At 72.1% G+C, this 11,114-nt stretch carries 11 protein-coding genes; 5 read left to right on the top strand and 6 right to left on the bottom strand.

What is annotated here, in order from left to right:
• Positions 1 to 167 precede the first annotated feature (167 nt).
• The 3 genes from ABZ805_RS28220 (at position 168) to ABZ805_RS28230 (ending at position 1,912) form a co-directional block, all read left to right on the top strand.
• Positions 168 to 1,061 carry a hypothetical protein gene (locus ABZ805_RS28220; protein WP_358446637.1) on the top strand — a complete coding sequence of 298 codons (894 nt, stop codon included), beginning with the start codon at positions 168 to 170 and terminating at the stop codon, positions 1,059 to 1,061.
• Between the two features lie 129 nt (positions 1,062 to 1,190).
• Complete coding sequence (locus tag ABZ805_RS28225) at positions 1,191 to 1,646, top strand: hypothetical protein (protein WP_358446640.1); 456 nt, start codon at positions 1,191 to 1,193, stop codon at positions 1,644 to 1,646.
• Positions 1,647 to 1,651: 5 nt separating this feature from the next.
• Positions 1,652 to 1,912, top strand: a complete 261-nt coding sequence (locus ABZ805_RS28230; protein ID WP_358446664.1) for a DUF3817 domain-containing protein — start codon at positions 1,652 to 1,654, stop codon at positions 1,910 to 1,912.
• A 43-nt stretch (positions 1,913 to 1,955) separates the two neighbouring features.
• Here ABZ805_RS28230 and ABZ805_RS28235 read toward each other — a convergent pair whose 3' ends face one another.
• Genes ABZ805_RS28235 through ABZ805_RS28250 form a run of 4 tightly spaced genes read right to left on the bottom strand, consistent with a single transcriptional unit; the run spans position 1,956 to position 4,293 of the window.
• The gene (locus ABZ805_RS28235; RefSeq protein WP_358446642.1) at positions 1,956 to 2,165 is read right to left on the bottom strand and encodes a DUF397 domain-containing protein; all 210 of its coding nucleotides are present in this window, start codon (positions 2,163 to 2,165) and stop codon (positions 1,956 to 1,958) included.
• Complete coding sequence (locus ABZ805_RS28240; RefSeq protein ID WP_358446644.1) at positions 2,147 to 3,217, bottom strand: Scr1 family TA system antitoxin-like transcriptional regulator; 1,071 nt, start codon at positions 3,215 to 3,217, stop codon at positions 2,147 to 2,149. Before ABZ805_RS28240 ends, ABZ805_RS28235 begins: the two co-directional genes overlap by 19 nt.
• A 10-nt stretch (positions 3,218 to 3,227) precedes the next feature.
• Positions 3,228 to 3,437 (bottom strand): DUF397 domain-containing protein, encoded by a 210-nt coding sequence (locus ABZ805_RS28245; RefSeq protein ID WP_358446646.1) that lies wholly within the window; start codon positions 3,435 to 3,437, stop codon positions 3,228 to 3,230.
• On the bottom strand, positions 3,421 to 4,293 hold the full coding sequence (locus tag ABZ805_RS28250) for a helix-turn-helix transcriptional regulator (RefSeq protein ID WP_358446649.1): 873 nt from the start codon (positions 4,291 to 4,293) through the stop codon (positions 3,421 to 3,423). The genes ABZ805_RS28245 and ABZ805_RS28250 overlap by 17 nt, the downstream gene beginning before the upstream one ends.
• 308 nt (positions 4,294 to 4,601) lie before the next feature.
• On the opposite strand from ABZ805_RS28250, the gene ABZ805_RS28255 reads away from it, so the two are divergent.
• Positions 4,602 to 6,158, top strand: a complete 1,557-nt coding sequence (locus ABZ805_RS28255; protein ID WP_358446652.1) for an AMP-binding protein — start codon at positions 4,602 to 4,604, stop codon at positions 6,156 to 6,158.
• A gap of 40 nt (positions 6,159 to 6,198) precedes the next feature.
• On the opposite strand, the gene ABZ805_RS28260 is transcribed toward ABZ805_RS28255, so the two are convergent.
• A complete protein-coding gene (locus ABZ805_RS28260) occupies positions 6,199 to 7,392 on the bottom strand; it encodes an amidohydrolase family protein (protein ID WP_358446655.1) in 1,194 nt (397 codons plus the stop codon).
• Between the two features lie 194 nt (positions 7,393 to 7,586).
• Here ABZ805_RS28260 and ABZ805_RS28265 point away from each other — a divergent pair, with 194 nt between their 5' ends.
• Positions 7,587 to 10,679 (top strand): UvrD-helicase domain-containing protein, encoded by a 3,093-nt coding sequence (locus tag ABZ805_RS28265; protein ID WP_358446658.1) that lies wholly within the window; start codon positions 7,587 to 7,589, stop codon positions 10,677 to 10,679.
• A gap of 109 nt (positions 10,680 to 10,788) precedes the next feature.
• Here the strand turns inward: ABZ805_RS28265 and ABZ805_RS28270 are convergent, their stop codons facing one another.
• The gene (locus ABZ805_RS28270) at positions 10,789 to 11,007 is read right to left on the bottom strand and encodes a hypothetical protein (protein WP_358446661.1); all 219 of its coding nucleotides are present in this window, start codon (positions 11,005 to 11,007) and stop codon (positions 10,789 to 10,791) included.
• Between the last annotated feature and the right edge of the window lie 107 nt (positions 11,008 to 11,114).

Genomic DNA, 11,114 nt, shown 5'->3' on the forward strand with positions numbered 1-11,114 from the left:
AGCCGCGTCGCGGTCTGCGCGATGTAGACGTTCATCCCGCCCGCACCTGGTGGTGCCCTTTCGTCCCTTTCCGGGCCGCACCGGGGGCGGCGACGGTGGGCACCGCACGTCGATCACGTCCGTCCGGGGAGGACTCGATGCGTCGTACTCGCGATCAGCGCTCGGCTGTGGCACGACCTCGGCGGGGGCACCCGTCGGGCCGGGACGCGGAGAACGACGTGGTCGCCGCGCTGGGCGAGCGGGGGCCGCACGGTGTCGCGGCGCTGCAGCGGGTGGTGGGCAACGCCGCGGTCGCCCGGCTGCTCGGTGACCGCCCGCCCCGCGGCGACGCGACGCCCGTGCAGCGCACCGTCATCGACTACCAAGATGCCGACAACCCCGAGCAGGTGACGCTGGAGCAGATCACCGCACGTCCGGAGTTCCAGGACCTGACCCCCGCCCAGCGGCAGGGCCTCGCGGCGAAGGTCGACTCGGACGAATTCTTCGTCTTGCAGGACCTGTCGCGCAGCATCGTGACGGGTGCGGTCAGCGGACCACACCGCCGCGAGGGGCGTTTCCTGGCCGAATTGGCGAACAGTCGGAGCAACGTGTTCGCCTACGACCCGGAGATGAACGGGAGCGCGATCCGGCGCGTCCTGGATGAGCAGATGGTCCCCGACGCTGCGGTGATGCTGCACGCGGACTCGATCACCTCGTTCGGCGAGCACGTGCCCAGGACGGACGTGTTCGTCCCGCATCCGGGGCCGTGGACGATGGCAGCGGCGGGTTCGGATCTCGCCGCTGCCCTGGACCACGTGCTCGGCAGCGGCAGCCGCGCGTTCGTGCTCACCGACAACGAACCCGAGAGCACCTACGCCGCCCGGTTGCAGCAGCGGATCGGTGCGATCAACGCGGCCGGCCAGGGGGATCCGTCCTACCGGCCCCTCGCGGTCGAGGTCGAGTCCATCCCCGGTACCGGGGCTGCGAACCAGCAGATCGGGTTCGGCCCGGACTCCGGCGACGTCGAGCTGGAAGCGGGACACCGCGGCGACTACCGCCTGCTGCGGATCACCCGGAACTGACTCGCCTGCCGGCGCCCCGCATCCGCTCGCAGTGGCGAGAATCCGGTGGTTGTTGGCGATCACGCCACTGCCGGGTGTTGCGGCAGCCGACTAGCTTTCCCTCCGACCCTCGGAGAGAAAGAGCCCCTCGTGACGAAGTTCCTGCTCAGCGTGCACGTGCTCGCGGCGGTCCTGGCCATCGGCCCGGTCGCCGTCGCGGGCAGCGCGTTCCCCCGCTACCTGCGCGCCGCCACCGACCCGGCCGCGACCGGGGTGCTGCGCGCCCTGCACCGGCTGTGCCGGGTGTACGCGCTGGTCGGCATCGTGGTGCCGGTGTTCGGGCTGGCGACCGCGCTGCAGCTGGGGGTGCTCGGCGACGCGTGGCTGATCACCTCGATCGTGCTGACCGCTGCGGCCGCCGCACTGCTGGTGGCGGTGATCCTGCCCGCGCAATCCCGCGCCCTGGAACTGGCCGGTGACGCCGGTGCGGTGGGCGCGTCCCGGCTGCCCGCGCGGCTGGGCATGAGCACCGGGATGTTCAACCTGCTGTGGGCGGTCGTGGTCGTGCTCATGATCATCCGGCCCGGTTCGACGACGGGGGCGTGACCGGGATGCGCGGAGAACTCCGCCTGCTGCGCGCGGCCGCCCTCGTCGAAGCAGCCTCGCTGCTGGTGCTGCTGGTCAATCTCGCCACCGTGCACTGGGCGCCGGTCGCCTCGGCCACCGGCCCGATCCACGGCTGCGCCTACCTGCTCACGATCGCCGCCACCTGGGCCACCCCGACACCCGTCCGCGCCAGGCTCCTCGCCCTGATCCCCGCCGCAGGCGGTCTCCTCGCCGTGCGCGAGGCCCGCCGCAGCCCGGTGACATGAGCGAACGGCCCGTTCGCCCGACCACCCCGGACGAACGGGCCGTTCAGGCGTGGGTGTCCTCGTCGCGCGCCCGCACGTCCTGCAAGAACAGGCCGAACGCCTGCGCACCGAACACCAGCACCCCGCCGCCGGGGTTCTTCGAATCCCGCACCACCGCCAGCCGCGCGGTGCGGGCCACTTCGACGCAGTTCTCCTGCGTGCCGCTGTAGCTGCTCTTGGACCAGGTCAGGTGGGTTAAGTCGGTGGGCTCCACGCGCGGTCGGTCTCCCCGTCCATCACTGTTGCCAGGCCGGCAATCACTTCACTCGATTGTGTCTGAGTGAGTGCCTGGGTCAACAGGTTCCGAACGGCCGACTCGTAGGTCGCGATCTCCGCCGGGTCCTCCACGAACAGGCTGCAGGTGAGGTTCTCCAGGAACACCACGTCCGGCCCGTCGGCCTGCCGCAGCAGCGCGAACGAACCGTTCACCCCCGCGTGCGCTCCCGAGTTCGCCAGCACGTGGATTCGGATCCGCGGCCAGCGCCCCAGATCCAAGAGGTGTTCGAGCTGGCGGCGCTGCACGTCCACCCCGCCGATCACCCGTCGCAGCGCCAGTTCGTCGATGATCGCGACCAGCGGCGGGGCGTCATCGCGGCGCAGCAGCCGATGCCGGTCCAGCCGCGTCACCATCCGGCCCTCGACCGCATCCGGTGCGACCAGCCCGGAATCCGACATCAACGCACGCGTGTACTCACCGGTCTGCAGCAGGCCCGGCACCAGCATGCCCTCGTAGCCGACGATGCTGGTGGCCCGCGACTCCAAGGAGATCAGGGTCCGCTGGCGTTCCGGGAAGTCCGGGCGATCCGGGTACCGCCAGCCGTCGCGGCCCTGGTCGCGCGCCAACGCGAGCGCGCTGGTGCGCCGCGCACCGGTGATGCCGTAGACCGCCAGCAGGGCGGCGACCGCCTCCACGCGCGGCGTGCGCCGCCCGCTCTCCACCCTGCTGAGCTGGCCGGTGGACCAGTCGATGCGCGCGGACGCCGCCGCAAGCGACATGCCCGCCGCGGTGCGGAACGTCCGCAGCCACGTGCCCAGTTCCTGTCCACGAACGGTGATCTCCTGCGGTGCCACGGCCCGCACCTCCTCGACTCGGGAAGCGGCCATGATCGACCCGCCGAGCCGGTTCGCCCCGCACCCGCGGCGGTGTTTTTCCCGGGACCACCCGCGAGCCCGACGGCTTGCCACCTCCGCAACGCGTTCGCGTCCGAATTCCGGACAGGTGTGTGGCCCATCCGCCCCGCGAGGTTGGGCGAACGGGCCACTCACCTGCGGGTGTTCAGGCGAGGGTGTCCTCGTCGCGGATGCGGACGTCTTGGAGGAACTGGCGGAAGGCGCGGCGGCTGAACAGCAGGACCGCGCCGTCGGGGCTCTTCGAGTCGCGGACCGCGACGCGCGCCGGCAGCGCCGCGACTTCCACGCACTCCTCGGTGAGACTGCGGCTGCTCTTGCGCCAGGTGAGGTTCTCCGGCTCAAAGGATGTGCTCATGTCCCGCCTCCGCATGGATGTTCCGGGCGACGTCCTCGATCAAGTGAACCGAATCCTCCTTGCCCAGCGCAAGATCGAGCATTCCTCGCACGGCGTCGCGGTACGTGGCGACGTCGTGCGCGTTCTCGACGAACAGGCTCGATCCGAGGTGTTCGAGGAACACGACGTCGTGACCACGGCGCTGCCTGATCAACTGGAACGAACCGCCCCCTCCCGGCGGCAGCCGCTCGTTGGGCAGCACGCGAATCGTGACCTCCGCACGCGTCGACCAGTAGACCAGCTGCTCCAACTGCCGAACCAGTACGTGCGGCCCTCCCACCCTTCGGTGCAGCACCAGTTCGTCGATGAGCGCGACCACGGAACAGGCTCTCCTGTCGAACACGGCAGCGTGGCGACTCATCCGGGTCTCCATGCGCTTTTCGACGAGATCGCCCGGCAGCATCGAGGCCTCTTCGAGGGTCGCGCGCATGTACTCGCCGGTCTGCAACAACCCCGGGACGGCGACGGTCGTGTAGTTCACGATGCGTTCGGCCTTGGACTCTAATGAGATCAAGGTCCGCTGCCGCTCCGGGAAATCCGGCCTGTCGCGTCGCCACCACCCGTGCGCGTCGTGTTCACGGGCGAGTGCGAGTGCAGTGGCCCGGCGGCGTCCGGTGACCCCGTAGGTGGCCAGCAGCGCTGCCACGACTTCGGGTGCGGCGCGCCGTCGGCCGCCCTCGATGCGGCTGAGCTGGCTGAAGGACATGTCGATCCGGCGCGCGGCGTTCTCCATGTTCAGCCCGGATTCCGAGCGCAACACGCGCAGCTGTTCGCCGAGTTCCTGGCCTCGGACGCTCGATGCGTTCGCGGTCGGCATGGCACACCTCCTGGTCAAGGGGAACGCCATGATCGAAGCGGTGTTCAGCCCACGCCAGCACCGGCGGCGGCGTTTCCGCGGCACCACACCAAAGCTCGACCACCGTGCGCGGCGTGCAACGCGACCGGGGCCCGAATGTCGTGCGGAGTGGGTCCGTTTCGAGGGGGCACCGTCCGCTGCCGGCCGAGGGACCGGCCGAATAGGACGAACCGGCTATTTTGGGGCGTGGGCGCAGGGTTCTGGAAGTCGGGGGTGTTACCGCGTGATTGCATACTCCGGTGATTTCCAATGCCACGTTCCCACCCGGTATGTACTTAGAGCGGATTCTCTCCCAGTGGGAGCAGGACGAGGAACGCGACGCGATCGTGGACGGCACGGTGCGGCTCACCCGCGGACAGGCCCGCCGGCTGCTGTTCCAGATCGGACACGCACTGCGCGAGCAGGGGCTCGCACCCGGCGGCGCCGTCGGGCTGTTCCTCACCAACCGCGCGGAATCGGCGCTGGTGGTGCTCGCGGTGCACCTGATCGGCTGCCGCGCGGTGATGCTCCCCCCGGAACCCGGCCCCGGGGAACTCGCCGGGCTCGTCGACCAGTCCGGCGCGCGGATCATCGTCGTCGACCCCGCGCACGGGCAGCAGGCCCTGCGCGCCGCCGAACGCTGCACCACCACCCCCGCGCTGCTGAGCCTGGGCGCCGCCCCCGACTCCTTCACCGACGCCGACCTGCTGGCGCTCGCCGCGCAGCAGCCCGCGCACCGCCCCGAGCCCGCACCGGAACCCGGCCCGGACGAGGCGGTCACCGTCTTCTACACCGGCGGCACCCTCGGCAAGCCGAAGCTCGCCGCCCACGGCAGGACCCCCTACGACGCCATCGCGGCCATGGCGGAGATGATGCGCGCCCAGCGGGCGACCGGCGAGGACCGCGTCCTCGCGGTCACCCTGCTGACCCACACCAGCGGGCACATGACGATGCTGCACGCCTTCATGACCGGCTCACCGCTGCTGGTGCTGCCCGAATGGGACGCCGACGCCGCCTTCACCGCCCTGCGCGACGAGAAGATCACCGCCACGATGCTCGTCCCGCCGATGCTGTACCAGCTGCTGGACCACCCGGAGTGCACCCCGGGCGCGCTGCCCTCGCTTCGGCAGCTCACCTTGGGCGCGGCACCGGTCGCACCGGAACGGCTCCGGCAGGCCGTGGAGATGTTCGGCCCGATCATCGCCCAGGGCTACGGGCAGACCGAGTGCGCGGGCATCGTCACCATGCCCCCGCAGGAGCTGCCCGACCCCGCCGACCACGCCTCCCCGCTGTGGCGCAGCTGCGGACGCCCCTTCCCCGGCACCCAGGTGCAGATCCGCGGGGAGGACGGCGCGGTGCTGCCGCAGGGCGAAGCCGGTGAGGTCTGTTCGCTCAACCCGATGCGGATGCTCGGCTACTGGAACGACCCCGAGCGCACCGCGAACGCCGTCGACGCCGACGGGTGGCTGCGCACCGGCGACATCGGCTACCTCGACGCCGACGGCTACCTGTACCTGGTGGACCGCGCGAAGGACATCATCGTCACCGGTGAGGCGAGCGGGAACGTCTACAGCCGCCTGCTGGAGGACTTCCTGCACACCCTGCCCGGCGTGCGCCACGCCGCGGCCGTCGGCATCCCCGACGAGGCCGTGGGCGAACGGGTGCGGCTGTTCCTCGTCGGCGAGGACATCGACCTCGACGCCGTGCCCGACGCGGTCACCGCGGAACTCGGCTCGAACTACACCCCGCACGAGGTGGTGCCGATGCCCGAGCTGCCGACCACCCCGATCGGCAAGGTCGACAAGAAGGCCCTGCGCGCCCTCCCGGAACCCGCGCTCGCCCGCTGAGCCCGACCGGCGCCCCGCCGCGACACCGGTGGGGCGCCGGTCAGGCCGGAGTGATCGGGTTACCCCGGGCGAGGACGAGGCGCTGGCGGTGCAGGGCGTGCACGTCGGCGCTCGGGTCGCCGTCGACGACGAGCAGGTCCGCGTCGAAGCCCGCGGCCACCCGGCCCACCCGCTCCAGGCCCAGGGCGGCCGCCGCACCGGAGGTCGCCAGTTCCACCACCCGGCCCGGCGTCCAGCCCACCGCTTCCACGTAGTACGACAGCGCCCCGGCGTAGTCGTCGAACACCGACGTCGGCAGGCCGCCGTCGGTGCCGGGCAGGAAGTGCACGCCGAACCCGTCCATCCAGCGCACCCGGTCCAACGCGGCCTGGAACCGCTGCTCGCCGACGAATTCGGCGAAGCCGCGCCAGTCCGGCGGATACGCGTGGCAGACGGCGATGCCGCGGGCGCTGATCTCGCGTGCGACGTCCTCGCGCAGATCCGGGCCGGAGTTCTCGGCACCCAGCCACGAGCAGTGCTCGATGGTGGACACCCCGGCCGCGACGGCGTCGGCGATGGACTGGGAGCCGTGGGCGTGCGCGGCGACGGGCAGGCCGGCGGCGGTGGCTTCGGCGACCACGACGCGCAACTCCTCGGCGCTGAACTGCTGCGCCCACGTCGGCGGGGAGTCCGGGGTCGTTTCCCCTCCGGAAGCCATCACCTTGATGACGTCGGCGCCGAGCTCGGCGTTGTGGCGGATCTGGGCGCGGATCGCGTCGACTCCGGAGACCTCGCCGCCGAAGAACCAGCAATGCCCCTTCGGCGGTGTCAGGGGCGCGGCGGAACAGAGGAGGCGTGGACCAGTGAGTTCGCCGCCATTGACCGCGTCCCGTACTCGCAGCACCAGGCCGCGCCGATCCCCCAGGTCGCGCAGCGTCGTGACACCGGCGCGCAAGGCCTGCTGCGAGCGGCTCACGACGCCGAGCAGCAGTTCGGTGTCGTCAGCGTCGAAGTAGTTCTGCAGCATCGTCATGCTCGCGTCCCACACCAGGTGCGCGTGCCCGTTGATCAGGCCGGGCAGGATCGTCGCGCCCGGGAAGTCGCGGCGCCGCGCACCTGCGGCCCCCGGATGCCGGTCGAGTTCGGCGCGCGGCCCGGCGGCGACGATCGTGGACCCCTCCACCAGCACCGCGCCGTCGGGAACCCGGTCCCCGTCCGGGCCGGGCAGCACCAGATCAGCGGTCAGCAGCAGCACGAGGAATCCTCCCGACGAGCACGGCGCGCGGCCGCGGCCCGGTCCGGCCGGAGACGCGGTCGAGTGCCTGGACCGCCCGCCACCCCAGTGATCCGGCGAGCGCCGCCGACCCTACTGGGACGCACCACCCCACCGGGCCGCATTCGTGAAACCCACCGGCCGGGCACCGGACGGCGGCCTGGCAAGATCGTCGGGTGCGCTTTCACGCCGATCTGCACATCCACTCGAAGTACTCCCGCGCGTGCAGCAAGGACTGCGACATCGAGCACCTGACCTGGTGGGCGCGGCGCAAGGGGATCGCCGTGGTCGGGACCGGCGACCTCACCCACCCCGCCTGGTTCGCGCACCTGCGCGAGGTCCTCGAACCCGCCGAACCCGGGCTGCTGCGGCTGCGCCCCGAGCTGGACCGGGAGATCACCGCGGCGATGCCCGCGAACTGCGGCGGCGACGTGCGGTTCATGCTCTCCTCCGAGATCTCGACGATCTACAAGTACGGCGAGCACACCCGCAAGATCCACCACCTGTGCTACATGCCGGACTTCGCGGCCGCGGAGGAGTTCTCCCGCCGCCTCGGGCGCATCGGCAACCTCGCCTCCGACGGACGGCCCATCCTCGGGCTCGACTCCCGCGACCTGCTGGAGATCACCCTCGAAGCCGGCGGCTACCTGGTGCCCGCCCACATCTGGACGCCGTGGTTCGCGGTGCTGGGCTCCAAAGCCGGGTTCGACTCCGTCGACGAGGCCTACCGGGACCTCGCCGGGCACGTCTTCGCCCTCGAAACCGGGCTCTCCAGCGACCCGGAGATGAACTGGCGCGTATCCGGGCTCGACCGCTACACCCTGGTCAGCCACTCCGACGCGCACTCCCCGCCGATGCTGGGGCGCGAGGCCACCGTGTTCGACACCGACCTCGACTACCACGCCATCAAACGCGCCCTGGAAACCCGCGACGGGTTCGCGGGCACCGTCGAGTTCTTCCCCGAAGAGGGCAAGTACCACCTCGACGGGCACCGCAAGTGCGGAGTGCGCCTCGAACCCGCCGACACCAAAGCCCGCGCCGGACGGTGCCCGGAATGCGGAAAACCGCTCACGGTCGGCGTGCAGCACCGCGTCGACGACCTCGCCGACCGCGCCGCGGGCGTCCGGCCCGCCGGAGCCGCCGGGTTCCGCAACCTCATCCCGCTGCCGGAGATCGTCGGCGAGATCCACGGCGTCGGGCCCAAGAGCAAGAAGGTCTTCGGCGCCGTGTCCGACCTCGTCGCCGCCCACGGGCCCGAACTCGGCATCCTCGACGACGTGCCGCTCGACGAGCTGCACCGCAGCGACCCGCGCGTCGCCGAAGCCATCGGACGGCTGCGCGCCGGCGAGGTCGTGCGCGACGCGGGCTTCGACGGGGAGTACGGCACCATCCGCGTGTTCCAGCCCGCCGAACTCGCCCGCCTGCGCAACGGCGACTCCTACAGCCTGTTCGGCGACGAGCTGTTCACCCCCGCCGAAACGCCCCGGCGGCCCGTCGCCGCCGAACCCGAACAACACCCGGCACCGACCGAAACCCCCGCCGCGCCACCAGGAACACCGACGCACGGGGTTCTCGCCGGACTCGACCCCGACCAGCGCGCCGCCGCCGAAGTCCCCGAAGGGCCGCTGCTGATCGTCGCCGGGCCCGGCACCGGTAAGACCCGCACCGTCACCCACCGCCTCGCGCACCTCGTCCTCGAACGCGACGTGCCCGCGCGGGACTGCCTCGCGATCACCTTCACCCGCCGCGCCGCCGACGAACTCACCGAACGGCTGCACGCGCTCATCGGCCCCGACGCCGACGCGATCACCGTCGGCACCTTCCACTCCTTCGGGCTCGGCTTCCTGCGCGAGCACCACGACCGCCTCGGGCTCACCGCCTCCTTCGGCGTCGCCGACACCACCCGCAAGCACGAGGTGCTCACCGAGATCACCGGCGACGAGGCCGCTGCCCGCGCGCTCGCCCGCGGCCGCACCGACCCCGAGCACGCCGAGGCCGCGCGCCGCTACCGGGCGCGGCTGCGGGAACTCGACCTCGTCGACTTCGACGACCTGCTCACCGAACCCGTGCGGCTGCTCGACGAAGACCCGCGGCTGACCGCCACCTACCGCGACCGGTACCGGTGGATCACCGTCGACGAGTACCAGGACGTCGACGACACCCAGTACCGGCTGCTGCGCGCCCTCGCCCCCGCCGGGGCGAACCTGACCGCCATCGGCGACCCCGACCAGGCCATCTACTCGTTCCGCGGCGCCGAGGTCGGGTTCTTCCTGCGCTTCGAACAGGACTACCCGAGCGCGCCCGTGCACCGGCTGACCCGCAACTACCGCAGCGGGAGCCACATCATCGACACCGCGGTGCGCGCCATCGCCCCCAGCACCCTCGTGCCCGGCCGCGCCCTGCACGCCGCCTCGAACCGCGACGCGCACCGCGTGGTGCGCCACGACGCCGCCGACGAACGCGCCGAAGCCGCCTTCGTCGCCCGCGCCATCGACGGGCTGCTCGGCGGCTCCTCGTTCCACTCCCTCGACAGCGGCCGCGTCACCGGCGACGGGCCCGGCGGCATCGGGTTCGACGACATCGCCGTGCTCTACCGCACCGACGCCCAATCCCGCGTGCTGCTCGACGAGTTCGCCCGGGCCGGGCTGCCCGTGCAGAAGCGCTCCCACGATCCGCTGTCGGCCCGCGCCGGCGTCGACCTGCTGCTGGCCGAACTCGCCCACGTCGCCGACCGCGACGGCAGCGCCCTCGACAAGCTGCGGGCCGCCGCGACCACCGTCGTGTTCAGCGTCCCCGACGACGTCCAGGCCGACGTGCACGGCGCGGTCGAACTGCTCACCCCGCTCGCCGCCCGCTGCGGCGACGACCTCGCCCGGTTCCGCCGCGAAGTGCTGCTCGGCGCCGAGGTCGACGCACTCGACCCGCGCGCCGAAGCGATCTCCCTGCTGACCCTGCACGCGTCGAAGGGCCTCGAATTCCCGGTGGTATTCCTCGCCGGCTGCGAGGACGGGCTGCTGCCGCTGAGCTTGCCCGGCACCGGACCCGGACCCACCGCCGAGGAGCTCGCCGAAGAACGCCGCCTGTTCTTCGTCGGCGTCACCCGGGCCCAGGACCACCTGTGGCTCACCGGCGCCGCGCGGCGCACCCGCCACGGCCAGGTTCGCGACCGCACCCCGTCGCCGTTCCTCACCGGCCTCGGCGACGCGGTCACCCGAGCCGAGACCCCCGCCCCGCGCAAGGCCCGCGCGACCCAGCTCAGCCTGCTGTGAGGAGCACCGGTACCCCGCTGAGCCGTCGCCGGAGCGCGTGCTCGGCACGCGCGGGGCACGTCGTCGGCTTCACCGAGCCGGAGCAGACGATCGACGAGCCGCGGGACGCTCAGCTCCGCGCGTCGTCGATGAGGACGCGTTCGACCAACGTCCGCCAGCTCTCGACCAGGCGCAGCTCCGCGCCCGGGGCGGGCTCGGCCGCGTCCGGGCGCAGGTAGAACAGCACCGGCCCTTCCAGCGCGGCCGAGAGCTGGAGCGCGAGGCCGTCCGGCTCCGGCACGCCCGCCTCGCCGAGCAGCATCCGGACGTGCAACCGGGTCAGGCTCACCCCCGAGTGGATGTCCGGCCGACCGGGCCCGCACCGACGCCGACGGCGGCTACCGGCTCGACGTCCCCCGCGGCGGCACCTACGTGCTGATCGCGGCGGCCGGGACC

The organism is Saccharopolyspora sp. NPDC047091, assembly GCF_040643635.1.
Classification (GTDB): Bacteria; Actinomycetota; Actinomycetes; order Mycobacteriales; family Pseudonocardiaceae; genus Saccharopolyspora_C.

Excerpts from the sequence above, each read along its gene's own strand:
- ABZ805_RS28230 (WP_358446664.1), top strand. The coding sequence starts at position 1,652 with ATGCGCGGAGAACTCCGCCTGCTGCGCGCGGCCGCCCTCGTCGAAGCA.
- ABZ805_RS28245 (WP_358446646.1), bottom strand. The coding sequence starts at position 3,437 with ATGAGCACATCCTTTGAGCCGGAGAACCTCACCTGGCGCAAGAGCAGC.
- ABZ805_RS28250 (WP_358446649.1), bottom strand. The coding sequence starts at position 4,293 with ATGCCGACCGCGAACGCATCGAGCGTCCGAGGCCAGGAACTCGGCGAA.
- ABZ805_RS28255 (WP_358446652.1), top strand. The coding sequence starts at position 4,602 with ATGTACTTAGAGCGGATTCTCTCCCAGTGGGAGCAGGACGAGGAACGC.